The sequence below is a fragment of the Agromyces sp. MMS24-JH15 genome (assembly GCF_043518605.1).
Taxonomy (GTDB): Bacteria; Actinomycetota; Actinomycetes; order Actinomycetales; family Microbacteriaceae; genus Agromyces.
The window spans coordinates 1,087,142-1,111,026 of record NZ_CP171358.1 but is presented as its reverse complement, the minus strand read 5'-3'; the positions used below and the strand labels follow the sequence as shown (position 1 = coordinate 1,111,026).

The following is a 23,885-nucleotide window of genomic DNA, read 5'->3' as shown; positions in this document are numbered from 1 at the left end:
GAGTCGGATGTCACGCCCCGCGTCGCTCGCAGGGTTCGGCTCGGGTCATCCCTGCTCGACGGTGAGCTCGACGACCCGGTTGAGCTTCGCGAGCGCCTCGTCGAACACGCCGTCGGGGGTGTTGTCGACGATCTGGCCCTCGCGCGAGCCCAGGCCGACGCAGTCGCCGAGCACCTCCTCGGGCACGCCGGCGCGGCGGAGCTCGGCGAACACCGCCTCGCAGCGGGCGAGCGACAGTTCGACGCCGTCGTCCGAGCCGGGCACCTCGGCGGCGTGGCCGACGCCGTGCACGACCTGGCCGGCGGTGCAGGTCTTGAGGCTCTGCGCGATGGGCGCGATCGCCGCGACGCCCGCGGGCGTGAGTTCGGCGCTGTCGCCGCCGAAGCTCACGTTCCCGTCGATCGTGGCGCCGCCGATGCAGGCCGTCTCGAGTTGGTCGAGTTCGACGATCGGCACGACGTTGGTCGCCGCGGGCGCGGATGCGGCCGGCTGCCCGTCGACGAAGTCGCACGACGCGGCGCCGCTCGCCTCGCACAGGGCGCCCCACAGGGCGGTGAGCGCGTCGCGCGAGGCGGGGCCGGCGGTGCGCTGCGGGCCGGCGGGCACCGCGTAGCCGAGCCCGGCGAACGTGACGTGCTTGCCCGCCGCATCGGGCAGGTTCGCGGCGTCGACGGTCGCGGCGAACGCCTCGGGATCCTGGATCCACGCGCCCGCCTTCGTGAGGTCGACCGGGTCGACGGTCGAGAGGCCGGACCCCATGAGGATGACCCGGCCGCCCTCGGGCGTCGCCTCGAGCGCGCGGTCGAGCACGCCGAGCACGTCGTTGCCGTCGGTCGCCGCGGCCGCGCCCGCGAGGTCGTCCTCGAGCACGGCGAGGTTCTCGGCGACCTTCTCGTCGATCCGCGCGAAGTCCGCCTCGACGTCGTCGCCGCGCATGGGCGTGAGGTCGACCTCGTGCACCTCCGGGTCGCCCTGCACGACGAGGCGGACCATCCCGTCGCCGGGCAGGAGCGACGCGGCCGCGTGGTCGGCGACGAGGTCCTCGACGGCCGCGAGCGAGGGCCGGGGCTCGGCGCTCGTCGCCGTGACGGCGATCGTCAGCGCCTCGGGCGAGCGCACGTCGGCGCATCCGGCGAGCGCACCGGCGGCGAGCACGACCCCGGCGGCCGCGACGATGCGCGCGACGGCCGGCCGCGTGGATGTCCCGCCCATCGCCCTCCCCCGCGTCGCGTTGCGCCGCGACGACCACCGGCCGGCCGGATGGACCGGTCCAGCTTCACCCTCACCCCGAACACCCGCCGCGCGCGAGGGTCTTTCACGGTCTGGGCGCGCGGCGGATTCGATGCCGTTCCATAGCCTCGACTGGTACGCTCCCCGGATCGGTTGTCCGCCATCGGGGCTGGGGGGTCCCGCCGGACGGCCGCAGCGACGCTCGCGGGCCGTTCGCGGTCCGCGCAGGGGGGTGAGGCGCGTGACCGCTGACAAGGACGAGCTTGCGCGGGTGTACCGCGAGTGGATCGAGGCGGCGCGCACGCGCGGCGGGATGGTCCGCGCGGCGTTCGCGCGCGAGGTGCGCGCGGAGGTGCGGACCCGCCTGCCCGCGGAAGGCGACCCGGCGGCCGAGATGCTGCGCGAGTCGTACTTCCCGACCGACGGGCGCGGACGGCGCGACGTGCTCCGGCAGAAGGCGCGGGAGAGCGCGAAGTACACGTCGTGGACGCGTGCGCACCCCGGGCCGAGCGTGCCGTCGCATCCGATCGAGCGCGAGGCGCTCGCGGTCGTCGTGCACCGGTACGCCCCGACGGCGCCGCCCGGCAGCGGGGCATCCGGCTCGTTCCGGGCGCTGCTCGAGGAACTCGCGGCGCTCCGCGCCGAGGCCGCCGTCGAGCAGGGGCGGATCCAGCAGGAGGCGGCACGGCGGCGACGGGCCGAGAAGCTCGCCGCGATGCTCGAGGAACCCGAGGCGGCCGCAGGCCCCGAGGCCATGTACCGGCTCGGCGTGCTCGCGCAGGAGCGCGGGAAGCGGGGTGCAGCCGCCCGGTGGCTCGAGCGCGCCGCGCGCGAGGGGCACGCGGGCGCGATGCTCCGGCTCGGCGCCATCGCCGACGAGCGTGGCGACCAGGCGACGGCCAAGGCGTGGTGGGAGCGCGCGGCGAAGCTCGACGGCGCGCGCGGCGGCCACGACGTCGTCAGTGACCGGGTCGACGCCGACGAGCTGACCGGCTGACGGCGCGGCCGGCGCGAGGCTGCCGCCGGCGCTACTCGAGTTCGGCCCGGTCGAGTTCGGCTCGGTCGAGTTCGGCCCGGTCTCGGCGACGCCCGGCGTACGCGACCTCGAAGTGCTGCTCGTGCGTGGTGAGCGCGATCGACTGGCGTGCGGCGAGCTCGAGTCGGCTGCGGTCCAGCCGCGGCGGCGGCATCAGGTCGGCGTCGCCGATGAGGCCGTGATAGCTGCGGGCGAGGCGGATGGCCCGGTCGCAGCTCGATCGCACGACCTGGTCCTCCGCGTCCTGGCCCGCGCGGGCGATCATGCGGTCGAGTGCGGCGAGCCGGACTCCCGCGTCCTCGATCGCGCTCGTGCGCTGTTCGAGGAGCTTCGTCCGACGACGTTCGCGGGCCCGCAGTTCGTCCGCGAGGTGCTCGAGCCGGTCGGTCTCGTCCGATCCGTCGGAGAACTCGGCGTTCCAGTTGAGGTAGCCGCTCACCGCGATGAGGCCCGAGAAGAGGAGCGCGATCGCGATCACGAGCGCCATCGGCGCCTCGGCCTCGACGCCGTCGGTGATGATGCGGACGCTCATCACGACCGCGATCGCGGCGGTGATGAGCACCATCGCCCAGATCTCGAGCACGACGCGGTGCTTGGCGCGCGGCGGCGGGTCGAGGTATCCCTCGTCGCTCTTGTAGACCCGGTGCCGCCGGCCGAGCTGGCGCATCGTGAGCGCGTAGAGGATCGTGCCGAGCAGGGCGAAGAGCAGGGCGGTCACGCCGAGCACGATCGAGCCGAGGTCGCCGGCCGCGATGAGTCGGACGTTCACGTTGAACAGCGCGAGCATCGCGAGCAGGAAGACCGGGAAGTCGATCACGAGCGCAATGACCTCGATGCCCTTCTTGCCGCGCCGCGCGAGGTGTCGTTTCGAGCCGAGCTCGGTCTCGCGGCGGATCCGGTCGACGAGCGCGTCGTGCGTCTCGACGGCTTCGGCGTACTGCAGCGCCTCGCCGTGCGCGCCCTTCACGGGATGCGTGCTGAGCTCCTCGAGCTCGCGCGTGAGCGAGTTGATGCGGGCATGGCGCGACTTGACGTGCCGCATCTCGCGTTCGATCTGCCCGCTGACGCGTCGGTCGAGCTGCGCCTGCGCGCGACCCTCGACCTTCGATCGCAGCAGTTGCTCGACGTAGGTCAGGCCGTCGCGCCGCGGCACGGGCGCGCGGTTCGCCTCGTCGACGAGCTGGTGCGTCGCGATGATCTTCGTGAACGGCATCGGCCCGAAGCCGAGGATCGAGCTGAAGTCGTCCTTCCACGGGATCTGCGCGCTGAGGTCCACGCGCGGCTCCCGCACCGTCTGCGTCATCGGGACCGGGTCCGGTCCGAGTGAGGACATGCCGTGCCTCCTTCCACGAGGGATGACCCTGGGGGCGGGGCTCCGGGTCGCTCCGTCGCCGGGCACCGGCGAACCCCAAGCCTGCGCCCGAACACCCCCGACCGGTGAGGGGCTTTCACGGTGCTTCCGGCATCGGTTCCCGGCGGAGGAGGAGCGCCGCCGGAGGCGACGACCCCCGGTGGTCGAGTAGCGCCGCCGAAGGCGACGCGTATCGAGACCAGCGTGAGATGGTCTCGATACGCGTCCTCGCTGCGCTCGGGCGCTACTCGACCAGCGGTGGGTGGCTCGCTCCGCGCAGGGGGAGGAGCAGACCCCGGCTCAGGCCCGCTGCGACGGGACCGGCGTCGGGATCGTGTGCGAGGTCGACGCCGCGGCGTTCGCGTAGTCGAGCTCGTTCGGCTTCTGCACCACGTGGCGCGCGACGAGCGCCGCGAGCGCGATCCCGAGCACGCACCAGATGCCCATCGAGATCGACGACCACGAGAACGCCTGCGCGAGCGCCTCGCCGGCCTCGGCACCGCCCGCGAGCTGGCTCGCGTTCACCGACGAGTAGACGGATGCCACGATCGCGGTCATCACTGCGGCGCCCACGTACCGCGCCATGTTCGAGATCCCGGAGGCCGCGCCGACCTCGCGGGGCTCGACGCACGACGTCGAGATCGACGAACAGGGACCGTTCTGCAAGCTCATGCCGGCCGCGACGCCGACGAGCGGCAGCACGAACAGCGCGTACGTCCACGACGCCTGCACGAACGCGAGCGCGGCGAACGAGACCGACATGATGATGAACCCGAGCGCGATCGTCGTGCGCGCGCCGATGCGGCCCACGATCGGCGTGATGAGCGGGGCGAGCACGACCGCGGCGGCCGCGACCGGCAGGGTGGCGAGCCCGGCCTGGAACGAGTCCATCCCGAGCGTGTTCGGGTCCTGGAAGTACAGGCTGACGATGTACATGATCGCGTTCACCGTGCCCGATCCGAGGAGGATCGACAGGGTCGCTCCCACCAGGACCTTGTTCCTCAACAGCGCGAGGTCGAGCAGCGGCGCCGTCACCCGCCGCTCGACGAGCACGAAGCCGATCGTCGCGAGGACCGTGACGGCGAGGCATCCGAGCGTCTGGATCGACGCCCAGCCCCACGTGCTGCCGTTCGTCAGCGCGAAGATGAGCGGCGCGAGGATCAGCGCGATGAGCACCGTGCCGGCGAAGTCGATCGACTTCGGGCGCGACGGGTCGTTCGACTCGGCGACCGCGAGCAGGGTGATCGGGATGCAGGCGGCGGCGATCGCGGCGTCGATCCAGAACAGGCCCTGCCAGCCGAGCGTCGAGGCGAGCAGGCCGCCGACGAGCGGGCCGGCGGCGGCGCCGATCGCGGACGCGGCGCCCCACAGCGTGACCGCGCGCATCTGCTCCTTGCCGGTGTTCGCCGCCGACAGCAGGCTCATGCCGCAGGCGAGGATGGTCGCGCCGGCTGCGCCCTGGATGCACCGTCCCGCGATCACCATCTCGCCCGTCTGCGCGAGCGCGATGAGCACGCACGACAGGACGAACAGGATCGTGCCGCCGAGGAAGATCAGGCGGCGACCGAACACGTCGCCGAGCGATCCCGACGTGACGATGACGGCCGCGCCGACGAGCGAGTACCCCGTGACCGCCCACTGGAGCGTGTCGGTCGACATGCCGGTGTCCTCGGAGATCGCCGGGATCAGGATCGCCACGGCCGACGTGTTCGCGTTCACCACCAGCGCGGTGACGCAGGTCGCGATCAACGCGCCGAGCGCGTACCGCTTCTGCTTCGCAGCAAGTTCAGTGTCCCCCACCCGCCCATTCCTACCACCGGCCGTCGGCCAGCGCTGCGACGACGAGCGCGTGCACGTCCGACGCGGCGAGATCGCCGGGGACCGTGAGCACGCCCTCCGAGGCATCCGGTCGCTCGAGCGCGGCGAGCTGGGAGTCCAGGAGCGACGCGGGCATGAAGTGGCCCGGGCGCTGTCCGAGCCGGCGCGCGAGCTCGTCCCGGTCGAGGTCGAGGAACACGAACCTCGTCCCGGTCGCGAGCTCCCGGAGCCGATCGCGGTAGCGCACGCGCAGCGCCGAGCAGGCGACGACGACCTCGCCCTCGGCGAGCCGGAGCCCGACCGCGCGCAGCCACGGCGCCCGGTCGTCGTCGTCGAGCGGCACGCCCGCGGCCATCTTCGCGACGTTCGCGGGCGGGTGCAGGTCGTCGCCGTCGACGAACGCGAGCCCGAGGGCCTCGGCGAGCGCCGCCCCGACGGTCGACTTGCCCGACCCGGAGACGCCCATCACGACGATCGCTGCACCACCCACGACCGGCGATGCTACCGCGCCCGCCTCACCCCCGAAGCCGGTAGAACGCGAACGGCACGGCCGACACCAGGCAGCTCAGCGCCGGGACCAGCGTGAGCGCGGCGAACACGGTGTCCTGCATCCCGGGCGTCACCGTCACGCCGGCCTCGTACCCCGCGAGCACGACGAACGCGCCGAAGACGAGCACCGCGAGCGCGTTCATGATCTTCGACACGAACGTGAGGGTCGCGAACGAGATGCCGTCGTTGCGGACCCCGAGTCGGCGCTCGGCGTCGTCGACCGAGTCGGCGATCATCGTCGCCTGCGTCACGAGGAAGATCCCGAGCGTGAGCCCCGTCAGGAAGATGAAGACGAGCACCGCGACCAGGTTCGCGAAGCCGGCGGCCCACATCCCGACGTAGAGCCCGGCGGCGACGATCGAGGAGGACACCATGAGCGTCCGCGACGAGAGCCGACGCAGCAGCAGCGGCGTCGTGAACGACGAGACGACCATGCCGACGATGATCGCGGCGCCGACGAGCGTGAATGTGCCCTCGTCGCCGTAGGCGATCACGACGAACACCGCGCCGCCGGCCTGCACGATGAACCGGCCGAACCCGAGCACCGATCCGAGCAGCACCACGAGCAGCGGGCGGTTCTGCAGCAGCGTCGTCACGAGCTGGCGCATCGAGAGCCCCTCGGACTTCGCGGTCGTCCGACGCTCGCGCGTGAAGAAGAACGCGAGCAGGAACACGCTCATGCCGAGGATCGACGTCGTGAACACCGCGATCGACCACCCGAGGGCGGTCGTCCCGGCGCCGGAGGCGGAGGCATCCGCCGCGCCCGCGTCGAAGCTGAGCGCCCGCGCGAGCCACGGCATCCCGAGCGTCGAGAGCCCGAGCGCGATCGAGCCGAACGCGCGCACGCTGCCGATCACGCGCGTGCGCCGCGCCGGGTCGGGGAACGCCGAGCCGATGAGCCCCCAGAACGGCACGTCGCAGACGGTGTACGCGAGGCTCCAGAGCACGTAGGCGACGCCGAAGTACACGAGCTTCACCGGTTCGGCGGTGTCGGGCACCGAGAACAGGAGCCCCGACAGCAGCGCGACCGGCGCGGCCGAGAACAGGATGTACGGCCGGAGCTTGCCCCAGCGCGTGTGCGTCATGTCGACGAGGCCGCCCATGACGGGGTCCAGCACGGCGTCGACGAACTTCGAGACCGCGATGATCGCGGTGACGACCGCGAGTCCGCCGGTGCTGATCCCGGCGTACTGCAGCAGGTACACGAGGATGAACGTCGACACCGTCGTGAGCACGAAGTTCTGGCCGAACCCGGCGGTGACGACGGCGCGGGCCTGGATGCGCGGGTCGAGGTCCTCCCCCGCGCCCGTGGTCGAGGAGCGCCGCCCCACGGCACCCTCGGTGGTCGAGGAGCGCCGCCCCACGGCACCCTCGGTGGTCGAGGAGCGCCGCCCCACGGCACCCTCGGTGGTCGAGGAGCGCCGCCGGAGGCGACGCGTCTCGAGACCATCCCCCCGCGACCGCCCTTCACCGTCCGATCCGTCCCAGCTCATCGCCGTTCCTCCAGCAGGATCGTCTTGATCTCGAAGGGCCGGAACGCGAGCCGCGCGAGGTCGGCGGGCGCGGTCGGGCGCTCGAGCAGGTCGGTCTCGGTCGCGACCGGGTCGGGCAGGCCCGGCAGGTCGACGCGGAGCGCGGTCGTGGTCGGGCGCCCGAGGCTCTCGTAGAGGCGGAGCACGACGCCGTCGCCGTGCTCGGCGCGCTTCACGGTCTCGATCACGACGCCCGGTTCGTCGACGGATGCCGCGCTCGCGAACCCGGCACCCACGATCGGGCGCAGGGGGTTGTTGAGCCGGTAGCCCTCGCGGATCGCCTTCCGCAGGTCGCCGGTCGCGTACGGCGTGATCGCGTAGGTGAAGCGATGGATGCCCCGGTCGGCGGTGCGATCGGGGAACGTGGGCGCCCGCAGCAGGTTGAGGCTGAGGAGTCCGTGCTTCGCGCGGTGCCCGTACTTCCCGTCGTTGAGGAGGGCGAACCCGCCGTCGGCGTCCTCGGTCGCGATCCACTTGTGCGCGACGACCTCGAACTGGGCGCGCTCGACGGCGTCGCGTTCGAGCGTCGTGCGCTCGAGGTGCCCGAACTGGATCTCGCAGCGCACGGTGTCGCCGAACCGGGCGGGCCGGAACTCGGCCCGGAGCATCCGGTGCCGCTCGTGCCAGTCGACCTCGGTCTCGAAGCGCACGACGTCGCTGCCGGCCTCCAGGACGATCCGCTGTCGCACGGTCACCGACCGCGAGCGGTGCTCGTGCGTGCGCACGACGGTCGGCCCGTCGACGACGGTCCCGAGGTGGCGCATGCGGAGGACCCGGGGAGTGCGCTCGACGTAGCGCGGGTCGATGTCCCAGGCGTTGAACGGCCAGACGTACGGGTCGCGGTGCACGACGAGCCGGTTGAGGCCGCCGGCCGCGGCCGCGTGCTCGCGGCCGTCGCGATCGCGGAACGAGGCGATCTCGCCGTCGGCGCCGAACCGGAGCGTGACGACACCGTTCGAGAGGGTGTCGTCGCCGACCTCGAATCCGGATGCCTCGCCCACGATCGGTTCGAGCACGGATGCCGCGTACGGCGCGACCTGCGCCCGGTACCACCGGTCGTCGACGCGGACGACCTCGTCGCGGGCGAAGCTCGTGAGGTTCAGCGCCGCGCGCGGGGGGTGCGTCTCCGTCCCCGCCCCCCGCTGGTCGAGGAGCGACCGAGCGGAGCGAGGACGCGTCTCGAGACCCCGCGTGCTCGCCCCCCGTTGGTCGAGGAGCGACCGAGCGGAGCGAGGACGCGTCTCGAGACCGCGCGTGCTCGCCCCCCGTTGGTCGAGGAGCGACCGAGCGGAGCGAGGACGCGTCTCGAGACCCCTCGACTCGGTCTCGAGACGCGTCGACTCCGTCGGCGCTCCTCGACCAGCGGGGTTCGACGCATCCGCGCCCGGCAGCCGCGCGACGAGTCCGGCTGCGTACGTGTCGAGGGCGCGCTCGATCCGCTCGTACGTCTCGATCGCCTCGCGGTTGACGCGCGCGATGGAGGAGCCGGGGAGGATGTCGTGGAACTGGTTGAGCAGCACGTCGCGCCAGTGCGGTTCGAGCACCGGCCGGTGGTCGTCGCCGGTCAGCACGGCGAGCGCCTCGGCGTCGTGGAGCTTGCGCTCGACGAGCCGGTTTCGCCGCTTGATCTGGGCCTGCGTCGTATAGGTGCCCTGGTGGGTCTCGAGGTAGAGCTCGCCCGTGTGCGTGTGCGGGATGTCCCGCTGCTCGAGGCGCCGGAAGAAGTCGCCCGCCGACGAGAGCCGCACGCGCGGGAGTCCACGCAGACCCTGCCCGTCGATCCCGCGCTCGCGGTCGAGGAGCTCGTGGTGGATCTCGTTCGGGCCCCCGCCGCCGTCGCCCGACCCGTAGACGAGCAGGGCCGTGCCGAGGTCGCGCTCGGGATACTGCCGTAACCCGGTGAGGAGGTTATCCGCACCGGCCCGGCTGTTGTAGTCCCCCTCGGGCGGCATGTGCACGAGCACGGTGGATCCGTCGATGCCCTGCCACTGGAAGGTCCGGTGCGGGAAGTCGTTGACCTTGTTCCACGCGAGCTTGATGGTCTGGAACCAGTCCATCCCGGCACCGCGCAGGATCTGCGGCAGGTTGCCGCTGTACCCGAACGTGTCGGGCAGCCAGCAGAGGCGGAGCTGTTCGTCGGTCAGCCCGAACTCGTCCTGCAGGAACCGCCGACCCACGAGCGCCTGCCGCACCAGCGCCTCCCCCGTCGGCATGTTCGTGTCGGGCTCGACCCAGAACGACCCCTGCAACTCCATGCGGCCCGCGGCGACGGCACGGCGCATCCGCTCGAAGAGCTCGGGCTGCTCGTGCTTCATCCAGTGCATCTGCTGCGGCTGGCTCGTGCCGTAGACGTAGTCGGGCCGGCGGTCGATCGCGTTGAGCGCGCGCACGTAGGTCCGCGCCGCCTTCCGCCGCGTCTCCCGCAGCGGCCACAGCCACGCCATGTCGAGGTGCCCGTGGCCGACCGCGTCGTACGTGAAGTCCGATGCGGACGGCGAAGCGAGCGCAGGCGCGAGCTCGGCGCGGGCGCCCCGCACGTCGCCGGCGCGGAACCGACCCCAGGCCGCGCCGAGCGCGCGACGCACCTCCGCGGCGAGCGCGGCATCCTCGGTCGCCTCGGCCAGGAGAACGAGCGCGAGGTAGTCGAAGTAGAGGGCGTACGCGTCGTCGTCGCGCGTCGCGAGGAACGCCCCGTGGTACGCCGCGCGGCCGACCTCGTACAGGATCCAGCCGTTGTAGGCGACGTCCGCGTAGAACTCGACCCGGTCGCCCGAGGCGTCGACGCCCGCGACGGGCCGGAACCGCCCGCCGGGGTGCGGGTGGTCGCCCTGCTGGAACACCGTGCTCACCGAGTCGAGCACGCGCCCGTCGGGACCGACGACCAGGCCCTCGCCGCGGATCCCGAGCATGACGAGCGGATGCCCCGCCGCCGACGTGTCCCCGACCTGCTCCGCATCTCCGCGCAGCGACGCCGGGACCTCCCCGGTGATCCGCAGCCAGGCGCAGTCGAACACGCGCCCCCACGCGGCGCCCTCGCGCAGCGGTCGGAACGCCGACCGGTCGAGGTCGGCGAACGGGATCGGCTCGGGCGAGCGCACGATCTCCGCGTGCAGCGGCGCGACGCGCGTGTAGATGCGGCGACGGATGTCCCGCAGCCGGCGGTACTCGGTCGGCTGCCGGGCAGCCAGCCCGAACACGAACGCGGGGAATCCCTGCATGGCGTCCTCCGCGTCCTCGTCGACGGCCCGATCGCCGAATGCGGCGTCGCGGAGCGAGTCTAGGTCAGCGCGAGCGCGTCACGCGTCGCCGCGAACGGGGGCCGTTCGGAGCGTGCGTCCCCCTCGGCGCTCAGAACACCAGCGTCCACCCCTCGGCCCGTGCCTGGTCGCCCGTGTACGCGACGCCGTCGACCTTCAGCCCGCGTTCGTCGAGCAGGGTCAGCGCGCCGCCGGAGTTCCCGAGTTGCACGCCGGGCGGCATGCCGAAGGCCGCGGCGACGCCCGCGGGCAGCACGCCGGCGGGCAGCGGCCCGCGATGCTTCTGCCGGTCTGCGAGCTGCCAGCCCGTGAGGTCGATCGGCGTGGGCGTCGCGTTCAGGAGCGTGACGGTCTCCGCCTCCGGTGCCGGCCCGACCGGGTTCACAAGGGCGCCGACGATGCGGACGCGCCCGTCGCCGTCGGTCCCGGGGGCGGGTTCCGGAGCCGGCGTCGTTCCGTCGACGGGGGTCGCCCCGCCGCCCGGCGTTCCCGGCGTTCCCGGGGTTCCCGGCGCCGCTCCGGCGAGCGTGTGCCCGGTCGCGTCATCCGTGTGCCAGGCCTGGCTCTGGAACGCGAGGAAGAGAGCGACCCAGCGATCCTCGTCGGCGAAGTGGAAGAGGATGCCGCCGTCCTGCCAGACGCCGTCGTCGCCCGCGAACCGGCCGCTGTTGCCCTGGTTCATGTGGATGTCGTGGACGCCGTTGCCGGGCTCGAATCCGAAGATCTTGTCGCGCCTGCCCTGCTCGGGACCCCACCGCTCGCCGAACGCGACCACGTCGACCGTCGCCGAGCCGATCGCCCGGTCGACGTAGTGGTCGAACACGTCGGCGAGATCGTTGTCGGGGCCGTCGACGTCGGGCGGCAGGAGGCGGGCGTCGGCGCGGTCGAACAGGTTGCCGCGGATGAAGTCCAGGCTCGCCGTGCCGGGCGCCGAGCGCAGCGGCGTCCAGCCGGAGGCATCCGGGAGCTGGTCGAGCAGCGGGTGCCGGAAGTCCTCGTCGACGACGAACAGCAGCTCGGACGGGGCCTGCTGCGACAGCACGTTGACCGCGATCCGGTAGTCCGTGCCGTCGTCGTCGGCGAGGTGGATCTGGAAGTGCGGGCTCGAGTCCGTGCGTTGCTCGCGTCGCTTCGCGACGGCGCGCCCTCGAAGGACTCCGTACGACTTCAGTGGCATCGCAGACTCCCCTCTGCTTCGCCGCCGGGTTCTCCTGCCCGACGGGCGATCGATCCGTTGATCCGGATGCTCCGCCGCGATCCGGCCCGCGGCATCAGGGGAAGCACTGGTCGAGCACCCGGGGCGTTCCCCTTCCGACCGGGCGCGGCCGCGCACTAGCGTGATGCCAGCCGTGGGGACGCTCCACGCGACCAGTGAGGAGCCCGCACGTGGAAGCCGCCCATCCGACCCTGCTCGAATCCATCTCCGCATGGGTCCTCGTCGTGTCGTTCGCCATCTCGGTGTCCTACGAGTTCTGGCGGGCGGTCGCGAAGACGGGAGTGTCGCGCTACGACTCGATGCGCGCGTTCATGCAGGGACTCTGGCTGTACGTCATCGCCGCGATCGTCATCGCGCTGCTGTTCCTCGGTATCCCGTTCGCCGCGTGGGTGGGGCTCGTGTTCTCGGTCCTCGTGATCGCGGCGTCGATCTTCTACTACAACCCGACGATGATGCTCCCGCGCAAGCCCGGCCTGATCGACTGGATCGAGGACCTCGTCTACACCGGGCTCGCGTTCGTGGTCGCGGCGCTGCTCCTCCTCGAGGTCTCGGGCTGCACGCTGGTCTGAGCGCTCGGCCTGCCCGTCGTCGGCCTGAACGTCGTCGGCCGCCGACGTAGCATCGGAGGATGCCGCTGCCGTCCGTCGACACCGTCGTCACCTACCCCGCCGGCGACACCGCCTCGACCGGTGTCGTCCTCCACGTCGAACCGCTGGCCGACGGCCGCTCGGCGGTGCTGCTCGACCGGACCGCGTTCCATCCGATCGACACCGCCTGGCCCGACCAGCCCGCCGACCGCGGCGCGCTCCGCACCGAGCTCGGGCGGATCCCGGTCGTGGACGGCGTGACCGGCGGCATCCTCGACGGCACGCTCGCGCTCGGCCGCGACCTGCCGGTGCGCACCGGCACCGCGGGCTGGACCTTCGTCGTCGCCCACGTCATCGAGGATGCCCCGCCCCAGGTCGGCGACACCGTGCACGTCGAGATCGACGAGGCCCATCGCGCCGCGCTGTCGGCCGGGCACACCGGATGCCACCTCGCGTCGCTCGCACTCGACGCGGCACTCGCCGACGCGTGGACCAAGCCCGCGCCGACCGACCCGCTCGGCCACCCGGCGTTCGACTCGCTCGCGATCCAGAGCTCGCGCATCGAGCCGAATGGATCGGTCGACGTCTACCGGATCGGCAAGTCGCTGCGCCGCAAGGGCTTCAACCCGGCCGCCTTCGCCGACCCGGGCTCCGTCGGCGACGTCGCCGCGCGCGCGAACGCCCTCCTCGCCGACTGGGTCACGGCCGGCGGGAGCGTGCGCATCGAGCGCGACGGCGACGGCCTCTCCGACCGGCGCCGGTGGACCTGCGACGTCGGCGGCCACCACGTCGCCATCCCCTGCGGCGGCACGCACGCCGACTCGCTCGAGTCGCTGGGCGCCGTGACCGTCGCGCTCGACGTGACCGACGTGGAGGGCGGCCTGCAGGTGACGATGCGGACGGCAGTCGCGGCCTCGAGCCGGTAGGCCGGTCATGCCACCGGGCACCGTGGAGCGGCCCGGATCCGATGATCGATCCGGGCCGTTTCGCGCCGTGCCCTCAGGATCCGGGCCGCTCCTGCAGCGAGGCATCCGGCCCGCCTTCCCCCGCCGCCCGCTCGAACTCGCGCTCCCACTCCTGCAGTTCCTTGCGCCGGCCGATGAGGCCGTCGAGCGAGACCTGGAACTGCAGTCCGCGCCGCGCGTTGAGCTGCTTGATGTTCTGCACGAGCTCGGCTGACACCGCCTCGATCGCGCCCCGGACCTCGCGCACGCGCTCGTCGGGATCGTCCCAGAGTTGCGGGTGGGTGAGCAGGTCGAGCAGGTAGTCCCGGTCCAGTGCGGCGGTGAGCTTGCGCAGGGTCGCGTCGTACTCGATCGCGGCGGTCCCGCGCTGACCTGAACCGGCGCGCGCGAGCCGGCCGAACAGCTCCTCGACGTTCACCGCGATCGCCGTGATCTCGGTCGCGGTCTCCGCGGCCTCCGCGTTCCCGGCGGCGCCGACCTGCGCGTACGCAACGCTCAGCGACCGCAGCGCCGCGACGTGCCTGCCGATCGGCTCGGGCAGGCGCCCCTGGCCGGCGTCCGCGCGGCGCCGCCGCGAGCGTACGACGACGACCACGGCCGCCGCGCCCGCCACGACGACGGCCGCGATCACGGCCACGCCGATCGCGACCCCGACCCCCGGCCCGGCGTCGTCGGCCGCGCCACCGCCGTCGGGCGTTCCCGCCTGCGCGTCCTGCACGCCCTGCACGGTCTCGGCGAGCGCGGGTCCCAAACCGTCGGCGCTGTGCTCGGCCTCGTTCGCGATGCGCATCGCCTCGCCCGTGTCGAGCACGTACGACCCGGCCGACAGGTCGTCGCCGACGGCAACGATGATCGTCTCGTACGGCGCCTTATCGGCCAGTTGCGCGACGATCTCGGGACCGGATGCCTCGAGCTGCGCGTTGTCCGAGAACACGGCGACGCCGATCGAGGCATCCGCGACCTGCGCCTCGAGCGACGCCTGGAGGCCCGACGCGCCGTCCACCTCGGGCGAGACGTACACGTTCGCGGTCTGCAGCGCGTCGGCGGCTTCGTCGACGTAGCCGCCACCGGCCGCGGCATCCGCGGTCCAGGCATGCACAGCCCAGGAATCCATCGCCGCCCCTAGAAGTTGTTGATGACCGACGCGAACACGAGGTCGATCTTCGCGGCATCCGAGGCGTCGAACCACTGGCCTCCGGTCGCTTCCGCGATGCGCCGCAAGGATTCCGTGTCGGCGCCCTCGCCGTACGCGATCGGGAAGATTCGCACGGGGGTGCTGCCGCCGCCCTCACCCGACGCCCGGCCGATCTTCGCGATCAGGGAGTCGAGCGACATCGACGAGTCGGCGTCCTGCCCATCGGAGAGCACGACGATCGCGTTGATGCGCCCCGGTTCGGCGCGCGCGACCATCTCGTCGTACGCGACCGCGATCGCGTCGTAGAGCGGGGTGCCCTGCCGGTTCACGTACCGCAGGTCGTCGACCGACGAGCTCAGCCGCTCGCGGTCGGACCCGAGCGCCGAGACCTCCCGCAGCAGCAGCAGGTTGTTCCCCGCCGGCGAGTCGACGCCCGTCGTGAAGGCCCACATGCCGACCTCGTCGGTCGACCGGAAGTGGCCGAGCGTCGCCTTGGCGCCCTCGATCGCACCGTCGAGCTTCGTGCGGCCGTCGCCGATCGGCTCGTCCATCGATCCCGACACGTCGATGAGCTCGAGCACCGACGAGGGCTTGCGGATCTGCGTCCACTGATCGATCGCGGCGGACACCACGTCGACACCGGGCCGGGTCAGCGAGATCGCCGGCCCTGCGGGGTCGACGCCGTACGCCTCGGTGAACAGGTCGCCGAGCGGCGCCGCGGCATCCAGCGGCCGGAACCCGAACTCGGGCAGGATGCGCTGCGCCTCGCCGGTCGCGAGGAAGTCGATGAAGGCCTCGCCTGCGGTGCGCTGCACGTCGCCCACCCAGTCGGCGCCGAGCACTGTGATCGGGTTGTCCGACCACATCGACCCACCCGACGGATAGATCGCGACGAGCTTCTCCTTCGGCGGCGTCAGCGTCTCGCCGGGCTGCACGGTGTGCGAGTCGGGGTTGCCCTGGTTGTAGTTCAGCAGGGAGGTCTCCTCGAGCGCGACCGCCGAGACGTACCCCGAGCCGCCGGAGCCGTGCTGGGTGTCGCCGTAGAGCGTCGAGAGCACTTTGCCGGTCGTGTCTCCGTAGTGGATCACGCACTCCTCGAACACGCGCGAGAACGCCTCGGCGGCCGCGACATCCGCCGCGGTGAGATCCGTGGTCTTGCCGGATGCCTCGTACGACTGCATCAGGATCGCCGACAGGCCCGTGGTCGACGTGTTCGGGTTCGTCTTCGAGATCTTGAACGAGCCCCAGATCGGCTTGCCGACGCTGCCCCAGCCGGCCGGGTCGGCGCAGAGCCGCTCGAGGTCGGAGATGCCGATCTCGGCACCCGGCCAACCGAGCGCTTTCGCCATCGTCTCGGGCATGCCGAAGACGACGGGCGTGTGGGTGAACGACACCGGCTCGCCGACGAGGCCCTGCGAGGCGGCCGCCGCGACGCGTTCGGTCCACACCGTCGATGCCGGCGACCACAGCGTCGGCCAGCGCCGGGTGTCCTCGTCGGGCCAGTCACCGCCAGTGCCGGCCGCGGTGAGGAACCGGGTCGCGTCGCCCGACGACACGTTGATCGGGTGGATCGTCGCGCACTCGGCGAGCGCCTCGTGCTGCGGCGACTCCTTGAACGCCCTGGCGAGCGCGTCGAGCATGTTGACCTTCTCCGACGAGGTCGCCACGACGACGCTGGTGCACCCGTCATCGGCGAAGTCGCCGCCGCCCGCGATCCCGGCGTCGCCGTCGCCTCCGCCGAACGTGCACCCGCTCAGGACGATGGATGCCACGACCAGGAGCCCGATCGCCGCCGCTCGGCGCGTGGTGGGCCGGGGCCTGCGGGGCGTGCCGGCACGGGTGACCGCGCTCGTGCCCGCGCTGCTGCGCGCCGCGCTCGGCGAGGTCGCCGGGCGTGCGATGCGGGCGGCCGTGCGCCGCGGAACGGGAGCCATGCGACAAGGCTAGGCGCCGCGTGCGGCGGATGCATCCACGCTGCCGCCCGGGTTCATAGGAATCCCGCTGCGCCGCAAGGGCTTCGACCCGGCCGTCGTCGCCGACCCGGGCTCCGCCGGCGACGTCGCCGCGCGCGCGAACGCCCTCCTCGCCGACTGGGTCGCGGCCGGCGGGAGCGTGCGCATCGAGCGCGACGGCGACGGCCTCTCCGACCGGCGCCGGTGGACCTGCGACATCGGCGGCCTGTCGCGGTGATCCCGGAACGGGGACCTGGGGCGTCGAGTCGACCCGCGATAGCGTCGCTGCCGTGAGCGAACTCGATGATCGTCTGCGGCAGGAGCACGCGCGTGTCGACGTGGACCAGCGGCTCGATGAGATCCGCCGCGACCACGGCAAGGGTTGGATCGCCGCCCGACCTGCCGAAGAGCTCGTGGATCTCGTGAACGACTTCACTCGCCGGCTCTCTCCGACGTCGGGGCAGTCCGCGTACTGGGTCGAACGCGCAGGCGTGCCGAGTGTTCATGTCCCCGGCAGGCGCGTCGGGATCTTCGCGGACATCGCGAAGGAGACCAAGGCGTACTGGAAGAACCGGCTTCGCCAGGAGACCGCCTACAAACGGGGTGGGGCAAGGCTTCTCGTGCTGGGCGACGCCTGGTCGAGTTCGAACCCCGTGTTCGTGAACTTCGGGGATGGGTGGACGGCGGCCACGGAACTGGATGGCGGATCGATGCGGGGCCTCCGGTTCGGCTGGGCGTCGGACGGTGCCGACGACTTCACCCGCCGGCGAATCTCCGATCAGATGGTCCAGTTCCTCGCACACGGCACCTACCACGAGCAATACGGCTGACCACGGCGCATCGCACCCCAGCTCGGTGACGTCGGCACCCCCTCACGGGGGTGTCGCGCCGGTGTTCGGCTTCTGCCAGCATCGGCAACGTTGCCTGCGAGAACGGAGCCATCATGGCGTTCGGAAAGCCCACGACTCCTCCGGCGAAGACCGGCGAAGAGTTCACCGTCACGCTGCACGTCGGCGCCGGGGACGTGGACGTGGTGATGTCCACCGAGAACCTCAGCGCCGGCCCCTCGGCGATCTGGGCGATCATCGCCACGAAGATCCAGAACAACGGGATCACCGGGCTGAAGACCCCGGACGGCCGGGATGTGATCGTGAACTGGGGTCAGGTCGGAGCGGTGACGTACCGGAACCCGTGGTGACCGGTCGGGCCTGAGGAGCGCTGCCCATGTCCATCAAGGAACCCGGCGTCATCTCAGCCGGCGCATGCATCTGGGTGTCCCTGTTCGTCGGAGCCGCGTCGTTCTTCATCTCGTTCCAGATCCAGATGGCCGTGTTCGGAGACGTGCCGGTGACACCCGCGACGGCCTGGCTCGTCGCGACACCGTTCCTCGCGTTCGCCGTCGGACTCATCGCCGCACTCGTCGTCATGTTCCGTTACCGGTCCGGGCAGCGGGCGAAGATCCAGCGCGCCAAGCGAGACGCGGAGCGAGCACAGGCACGGGCCGTTGCCACCGAGGAACGCCGGATCCACGAGGCCCGCGCCCAGGCGGCGCCACCCGGCGCGACCTTCGACCCGACCGCCGCGCGACGCACCCTCGTGCAGAACGAAACCGACCAGGCACGAGCATACGAAGCAGCTCTCGACGAGATCGATTCGCTCATCCAGCGGTCGCTGGACCTGATCGCTGCCCGCGGGTACGCCGACTCGGGATCCGTCATGTATCCGGCCGGCGACTTCGGGACGATGCGCGAAGATTGGGCCGGTCGGCACCACAACCTGCACGCGGCATGGCTCATTCATGCCTACGACGACCCAGCCGGTGACGGTTCCCCGACGGCGACCTGCTACTACCTGGATGACGCCGGCAACCTCACCACTGCACGGATCTCGCCCAAACAGGTGACCGAAGCGTTCGAACGACGGGTCGTCACCCCGATGTATCAGCGTTCGACCCGTCAGTTCCAGGGTTACCGGCTTGCGCCCTACCTGCTCGAACCGAACCGCGTCATCCGGATCTTCGCGAGGTTCATCGCGAACGGCGGCCGCCCGTGAATCGGCTCGCGTGGCGACGAACCGTTCAGGGAACCATGACGGTGAAGCTGACGTCGTTGGCTGCGTTCCACACTCCGAATTGGGCGTCGTACCGGTAGGTCAGCACGGTCACCGTGGGACCCCCGCCGCAGAGGACGCTCGGCGTCTCGACGACGACGCTGGTCGCCCCGGCGTTCGGCGTTCCGGCGAACTCGACGGAGGCGATCGGGGTCCTGCCGTCGATGCGCGACTCGTCGGCGGCGCTGAGGCAGTACAGCCCGGTTCCCGCGCGAACGATCTCGATGAAGCCCGCGGTGTCCGTCGGCACGAGGATGGACACCTGGTTGTTGTTGAGCGTGCGTGCGTAAACCGGCGAGCTCGCGACACTGCCCGGATTCCCATTGCACGCGAACGAGTCGCCGTTGACGGCCGTGAACTTCGTGCCGCCGTACTCGCAGTTCGCGCCCGCGGGTTCGTGCTGGACCGTGACGGACTGTCCGTCGGCACCGACCGAGCCGGGCGCGCCGGTCTGCCCGGTCGGCCCGGGCGCGCCCACCTCGCCGGCCGGGCCGGCAGGCCCGGGGACGCCTTCCGCATTCCACGACACCTGCCGCTCGACCTTCGTGCAGGTACCGAGCGGATGCCTCGATCCGAGGGACGGCTCGATGAGTCGAACGTCGCCCGTGAGCTTCGACACGCACGACACGATGGTCGGCGGCGCAGACGAGGCTGCGGCGACGGCCGCGCCGCCGAGGGACAGGACCACCAGGGACGCGGCCGCGGCCGCGACGGCGACCTTCCTCGCCCGGCTGTGTCGACGAATGTGCATCGGGACCAACTCCTTCGGTGCGGTGCCGCCGTGAGATGCGGGCATGACCCGTCGAGCGACACTCCTGAAGCAAGCCGTAGCGGTCCCCGGCGCGGCGCGCATCAGTGTCAGCCCGGGAAGAGGGCGCGGCGCGGACGCCTGGTCAGGCCGCGGTGTCAGCGGGTTCCGTCGTAGCCCGGTCGCTCATCGCCAAGCCGGGGCTCCTGGGCCTAGTCGACCGACCGCTTCGACGGCGGTTCCGTGTTGCGACGGATCTCGTCGAGTTGCCACGCGATCGTCCCCCGCTCCGGGAAGTGCTCCAGCCGCCCTGGGCTGCCGGAGTTCCCGAGCCCGTTGAGTGCGCCGATCACTGCGCCGACGGCGACGGGCCCCCAGAACCACCAAGGGCTCGTCGGCGCGGCCTCGCCGTAGTTGTACAGCCACGCCACCGCGTAGACGAGCGCGCCGACGATCGCGCCGGGGACGGCGCCGACGATTCCCCAGACGATCACCGCGAGCACATAGCCCATGAGTACGCTCCCCGTTCCTTCCCGAGGAGGGTATTGGATCGGGCATGCACCGGGACAGACCCCGAAGAGGTGGTTCGGACCAGTCGCGTGCCGGCCCTCGATCGCACCGCACGACGCGAGTCCGCGCGGCTCGCACACGCCCCGACCACGGAAAACGGCCCGGATCCATCGAGGATCTGGGCCGTTCTGGTTGGTGGTGCGCAAGGGGGGAGTTGAACCCCCACACCCGAAGGTACACGGACCTGAACCGTGCGCGTCTGCCTATTCCGCCACTTGCGCGTGCGCCAATGCCCACCGTGGTGGTCACCAGCCCAGCGAGCCTAACACCTCTGTTCTCCGATCGCCATTCGAGCGCCGGGCGCGCGGCAACCGCTCAGGTTCATTCGACAGCATCGATTCGTACGCATCCGCCGCCATCGTCGATCCGGCCCGCCCTCCGCCTCCCACCGCACGCGCGATCGGCATAGCATCGGATGAACGCGAGCGCCCCGGGCGTCCGCGCGACGGTGAAGACCACCCCGACGCGTCAGCCGCGACGAAAGGATCACCCCGTGCCCCGTGTTCCCATCGCTCCCGAGTCCGTCGACCTGTCGGGCATCCGCGCCTGGCTCTTCGACCTCGACGGCGTGCTCACGCCCACCGCGACGGTCCATCGGCACGCGTGGGCGCGGCTGTTCCGTCCGTACCTCGAGTCGCACGGCGTCGCGCCGTACCGCGACGAGGCCGACTACTTCGCCTACATCGACGGCAAGCCCCGGTACGACGGCGTGCGCGACCTGCTCGCGAGTCGCGACCTGCGCATCCCCGAGGGCGACGTCGCGGATTCGCCGGACGCCGACACCGTGCACGGCCTCGGCAACCGGAAGAACGAGGCGTTCAACGAGACCCTCGCCGAGGAGGGCGTCGCGCCCTATCCCGCGAGCATCGCGTTCCTCGATGCGCTCCATGAACGAGGATGCCTCGTCGCGGTCGTCTCCAGTTCGAAGAACGCGCCCGCGGTGCTCGACGCGGCGGGCATCCTCGATCGGTTCGAGATCGTCGTCGACGGCGCGGTCGCCGCACGCGAGTCGATCCCCGGCAAGCCCGCGCCCGACATGTTCGAGCGCGCGGCCGAACTCCTCGGCGTCGACACCGCGGCGTGCGCGGTGGTCGAGGACGCCGAGTCGGGCATCCGGGCGGGCGCGGCCGGCGACTTCGGCATCGTGGTCGGCGTCGACCGCGGCGTCGGTCGCGACGCCCTCGCGGAATTGGGCGCGGACGTCATCGTCGACGAGCTCGACGAGCTCATCCCCGCGGTCGAACGCACCGTGCCTCCCGCGCCCGCGGCCGCGACATCCATCGACCCCGACCGAGAGGACCGCGCATGAGGTTCGCCGACACCGACCCGCTCAACCGCACGCGGTACCCGATCGACGAGTGGGCGCTCGTCGAGACCGAGTTCAACGACGACGAGCAGGGACGGACCGAGACGCTGTTCTCGGTCGGCAACGGATACCTCGGCCTGCGCGGCAACGTCGAGGAGGGCCGCGACGGGCACGAGCACGGCACCTTCATCAACGGGTTCCACGAGACCTGGCCGATCCGCCATGCGGAGGAGGCCTTCGGCTTCGCGCGCGTGGGCCAGACGATCGTGAACGCGCCCGACGCGAAGATCATCCGCCTCTACGTCGACGACGAGCCGCTCGTGATCACCGAGGCCGAGCTCACGCGCTACGAGCGGCGGCTCGACTTCCGGCTCGGCGCGCTCACGCGTTCGATCGAGTGGCGGACCCCGTCCGGCAAGCGCGTGCTCATCACGAGCCGCCGCATGACGAGTTTCACCGACCGGCACCTCGCGCTCCTGGACTACGAGGTCGAGATGCTCGACGCCGACGCGGCGATCACGATCTCGAGCCAGATCCTGAACCGCCAGGACGGCCGCGACGAGTACCGCGCCGCTCCGGCCGCGGAACCCGGGGCGTTCGACCCGCGCAAGGCCGAGACGATCAGCGAGCGCGTCCTGCAGCCGCGCGTGAAGCGCCACGAGGGCAGCCGGTACCTGCTGGGCTACCAGACCACGAACTCGGGCATGAGCCTCGCCGTCGCGGCCGAGCACTCGATCCTGACCGCGAACGCGTACACCGAGACCGGCACGATCGGCGACGACCTCGCGAAGCACATCTACAAGGTGACGGCCCGCAGGGGCGTCCCGATCCGCATCACCAAGGCCGTGAGCTACCACACGGCGCGGAAGGTTCCGGCCCGCGAGCTCGGCGACCGGTGCGACCGCACGCTCGACCGCGCGGCGGAGATCGGCGTGAACCAGGTCTTCGCGCAGCAGCGCGCCTGGCTCGACGCGTACTGGGCCCGCACCGACGTGGTGCTCGACGAGCAGCCCGTGCTGCAGCAGGCGATCCGGTGGAACCTCTTCCAGCTCGCCCAGGCGACCGCCCGCACCGACGGCGGCGGCACCGCGGCCAAGGGCGTCACGGGCTCCGGGTACGGCGGGCACTACTTCTGGGACTCCGAGATCTACGTCCTGCCGTTCCTCACCTATACGTCGCCGATCGTGGCGCGGAACCTCCTGCGGTTCCGGCAGAAGATGCTCGACCTCGCCCGGGCGCGCGCGGTCGAGATGAACCAGCACGGCGCACTCTTCCCGTGGCGGACCATCAACGGCCTCGAGTCATCCGCCTACTACGCGGCCGGCACGGCGCAGTACCACATCGACGCCGACATCTCCTACGGCCTGTGCCAGTACCTGAACGCGACCGGCGACGAGGACTTCCTGGTCAGGGGTGCGATCGACATCCTCGTCGAGACCGCTCGCCTGTGGGAGGACCTCGGGTTCTGGCGCACCGGCACGGTCGACGACGTCTTCCACATCCACGGCGTCACCGGCCCCGACGAGTACACGACCGTCGTGAACGACAACCTGTACACGAACGTCATGGCGCGCGCGAACCTCGAGGCGGCCGCCGAGGCGGTCGACCGGATGAAGGCCGACCACCCGGCCGAGTACCGCATGATGGTCGAGCGCCTGAACCTGACTCCGGCCGAGGTCGCCGCGTGGCGGCGCGCGGCCGCGCACATGCACATCCCGTACGAGGAACGCCTCGGCGTGCACCCGCAGGATTCGGCCTTCCTCGAGAAGGAGCTCTGGGACCTCGAGCACACGCCCGACAACCGACGCCCGCTCCTCCTCTACTACCACCCGCTCGTGATCTACCGGTTCCAGGTCCTGAAGCAGGCCGACGTCGTGCTGGCGCTCTTCCTGCAGGGCCACCGGTTCACGCGCGCGCAGAAGCTCGCCGACTTCGAGTACTACGACCCGCTGACGACGGGCGACTCGACGCTGTCGGCGGTGGTGCAGTCGATCATCGCGGCCGAGGTCGGGTACCACGAGCTCGCCCTCCGGTACTTCCGCTCGGCGCTGTTCGTCGACCTCGCCGACCTGCACGGGAACACGGCCGACGGCGTCCACGTCGCCTCGACGGGCGGCGTGTGGGCGGCGCTCGTGAACGGCTTCGGCGGATTCCGGGACCAGGAGGGCGTCTTCAGCTTCGACCCCAGGCTGCCGGAGGACTGGGAGCGGCTCACGTTCCGCCTCACGATCCACGGCACGCGCGTGCGCGTGAGCATCGACCAGGAGTCCATCGCGTTCCAGATCGAGGAGGGCGACTCTGTGCAGCTGTCGGTCCGCGGCACCCCCATCGAGATCGCCGGAGCCGAGGAGGTCCGCGTCGAACTCCTCGCCGACCACCGGGCTCGGATCCTCGGCGCGCCGACCATGGGCGACGTCGCCGGATCCCGCCGTTCCGACGGCAGCCTGCTCACGGCGTCGATCCCGACGCTCTCGCTGCTCGACACCGGCGAGGTGCCGATCGGCGCCGAGTGAACCGCGCCCTT

Annotated in this window: 19 protein-coding genes and 1 tRNA gene; 8 read left to right on the top strand and 12 right to left on the bottom strand. The window is 71.7% G+C overall.

Features of this window, described 5'->3' with window-relative positions; all coding sequences use genetic code 11:
* Nucleotides 1-45: 45 nt before the first annotated feature.
* Complete coding sequence (locus ACDF64_RS05055; RefSeq protein ID WP_394553789.1) at nucleotides 46-1,212, bottom strand: hypothetical protein; 1,167 nt, start codon at nucleotides 1,210-1,212, stop codon at nucleotides 46-48.
* 259 nt (nucleotides 1,213-1,471) lie between these two features.
* Between ACDF64_RS05055 and ACDF64_RS05050 the strand changes: the two genes are divergently transcribed.
* Nucleotides 1,472-2,227 (top strand): tol-pal system YbgF family protein, encoded by a 756-nt coding sequence (locus ACDF64_RS05050; RefSeq protein WP_394553788.1) that lies wholly within the window; start codon nucleotides 1,472-1,474, stop codon nucleotides 2,225-2,227.
* A 31-nt stretch (nucleotides 2,228-2,258) separates the two neighbouring features.
* On the opposite strand, the gene ACDF64_RS05045 is transcribed toward ACDF64_RS05050, so the two are convergent.
* The 6 genes from ACDF64_RS05045 to ACDF64_RS05020 all read right to left on the bottom strand — a co-directional run bounded on the left by ACDF64_RS05045 (nucleotide 2,259) and on the right by ACDF64_RS05020 (nucleotide 11,950).
* Complete coding sequence (locus ACDF64_RS05045) at nucleotides 2,259-3,599, bottom strand: hypothetical protein (protein WP_394553787.1); 1,341 nt, start codon at nucleotides 3,597-3,599, stop codon at nucleotides 2,259-2,261.
* A 318-nt stretch (nucleotides 3,600-3,917) separates the two neighbouring features.
* Nucleotides 3,918-5,417 (bottom strand): MFS transporter, encoded by a 1,500-nt coding sequence (locus ACDF64_RS05040; protein WP_394553786.1) that lies wholly within the window; start codon nucleotides 5,415-5,417, stop codon nucleotides 3,918-3,920.
* A 10-nt stretch (nucleotides 5,418-5,427) separates the two neighbouring features.
* Entirely contained in the window at nucleotides 5,428-5,925 is a 498-nt protein-coding gene (locus ACDF64_RS05035; RefSeq protein WP_394553784.1) for a gluconokinase, read from the bottom strand.
* Between the two features lie 25 nt (nucleotides 5,926-5,950).
* A complete protein-coding gene (locus ACDF64_RS05030; protein WP_394553782.1) occupies nucleotides 5,951-7,315 on the bottom strand; it encodes an MFS transporter in 1,365 nt (454 codons plus the stop codon).
* A 158-nt stretch (nucleotides 7,316-7,473) separates the two neighbouring features.
* Nucleotides 7,474-10,734: an alpha-mannosidase gene (locus tag ACDF64_RS05025; RefSeq protein ID WP_394553780.1), complete on the bottom strand. Its 3,261-nt coding sequence runs from the start codon at nucleotides 10,732-10,734 to the stop codon at nucleotides 7,474-7,476.
* Nucleotides 10,735-10,864: 130 nt separating this feature from the next.
* The gene (locus tag ACDF64_RS05020; protein ID WP_394553779.1) at nucleotides 10,865-11,950 is read right to left on the bottom strand and encodes a DUF2278 family protein; all 1,086 of its coding nucleotides are present in this window, start codon (nucleotides 11,948-11,950) and stop codon (nucleotides 10,865-10,867) included.
* 209 nt (nucleotides 11,951-12,159) lie between these two features.
* On the opposite strand from ACDF64_RS05020, the gene ACDF64_RS05015 reads away from it, so the two are divergent.
* Nucleotides 12,160-12,558 (top strand): hypothetical protein, encoded by a 399-nt coding sequence (locus ACDF64_RS05015; protein ID WP_394553777.1) that lies wholly within the window; start codon nucleotides 12,160-12,162, stop codon nucleotides 12,556-12,558.
* A 59-nt stretch (nucleotides 12,559-12,617) separates the two neighbouring features.
* Complete coding sequence (locus tag ACDF64_RS05010) at nucleotides 12,618-13,502, top strand: metal-dependent hydrolase (protein ID WP_394553775.1); 885 nt, start codon at nucleotides 12,618-12,620, stop codon at nucleotides 13,500-13,502.
* 73 nt (nucleotides 13,503-13,575) lie between these two features.
* Here the strand turns inward: ACDF64_RS05010 and ACDF64_RS05005 are convergent, their stop codons facing one another.
* On the bottom strand, nucleotides 13,576-14,655 hold the full coding sequence (locus ACDF64_RS05005; protein ID WP_394553774.1) for a hypothetical protein: 1,080 nt from the start codon (nucleotides 14,653-14,655) through the stop codon (nucleotides 13,576-13,578).
* Between the two features lie 8 nt (nucleotides 14,656-14,663).
* Nucleotides 14,664-16,610: a substrate-binding domain-containing protein gene (locus tag ACDF64_RS05000; RefSeq protein WP_394553772.1), complete on the bottom strand. Its 1,947-nt coding sequence runs from the start codon at nucleotides 16,608-16,610 to the stop codon at nucleotides 14,664-14,666.
* Between the two features lie 308 nt (nucleotides 16,611-16,918).
* On the opposite strand from ACDF64_RS05000, the gene ACDF64_RS04995 reads away from it, so the two are divergent.
* The 3 genes from ACDF64_RS04995 to ACDF64_RS04985 all read left to right on the top strand — a co-directional run bounded on the left by ACDF64_RS04995 (nucleotide 16,919) and on the right by ACDF64_RS04985 (nucleotide 18,680).
* Nucleotides 16,919-17,458, top strand: a complete 540-nt coding sequence (locus ACDF64_RS04995) for a hypothetical protein (RefSeq protein ID WP_394553771.1) — start codon at nucleotides 16,919-16,921, stop codon at nucleotides 17,456-17,458.
* A 113-nt stretch (nucleotides 17,459-17,571) separates the two neighbouring features.
* On the top strand, nucleotides 17,572-17,826 hold the full coding sequence (locus tag ACDF64_RS04990; RefSeq protein WP_394553769.1) for a hypothetical protein: 255 nt from the start codon (nucleotides 17,572-17,574) through the stop codon (nucleotides 17,824-17,826).
* A 26-nt stretch (nucleotides 17,827-17,852) separates the two neighbouring features.
* Entirely contained in the window at nucleotides 17,853-18,680 is an 828-nt protein-coding gene (locus ACDF64_RS04985; RefSeq protein WP_394553768.1) for a hypothetical protein, read from the top strand.
* Between the two features lie 25 nt (nucleotides 18,681-18,705).
* Here the strand turns inward: ACDF64_RS04985 and ACDF64_RS04980 are convergent, their stop codons facing one another.
* From ACDF64_RS04980 to ACDF64_RS04970, 3 genes are all read right to left on the bottom strand, one after another.
* Complete coding sequence (locus ACDF64_RS04980) at nucleotides 18,706-19,488, bottom strand: collagen-like protein (protein WP_394553767.1); 783 nt, start codon at nucleotides 19,486-19,488, stop codon at nucleotides 18,706-18,708.
* 209 nt (nucleotides 19,489-19,697) lie between these two features.
* On the bottom strand, nucleotides 19,698-19,997 hold the full coding sequence (locus tag ACDF64_RS04975; RefSeq protein ID WP_394553765.1) for a hypothetical protein: 300 nt from the start codon (nucleotides 19,995-19,997) through the stop codon (nucleotides 19,698-19,700).
* A gap of 194 nt (nucleotides 19,998-20,191) precedes the next feature.
* A tRNA-Leu gene (locus ACDF64_RS04970) sits at nucleotides 20,192-20,276 on the bottom strand.
* Nucleotides 20,277-20,548: 272 nt separating this feature from the next.
* Here ACDF64_RS04970 and ACDF64_RS04965 point away from each other — a divergent pair.
* Together ACDF64_RS04965 and ACDF64_RS04960 are read left to right on the top strand one after the other, a co-directional pair.
* Nucleotides 20,549-21,364, top strand: coding sequence for an HAD family hydrolase (locus ACDF64_RS04965; protein WP_394553764.1), 816 nt, complete (start codon nucleotides 20,549-20,551; stop codon nucleotides 21,362-21,364).
* Nucleotides 21,361-23,874 (top strand): glycoside hydrolase family 65 protein, encoded by a 2,514-nt coding sequence (locus ACDF64_RS04960; RefSeq protein ID WP_394553763.1) that lies wholly within the window; start codon nucleotides 21,361-21,363, stop codon nucleotides 23,872-23,874. The genes ACDF64_RS04965 and ACDF64_RS04960 overlap by 4 nt, the downstream gene beginning before the upstream one ends.
* Nucleotides 23,875-23,885: the final 11 nt, after the last annotated feature.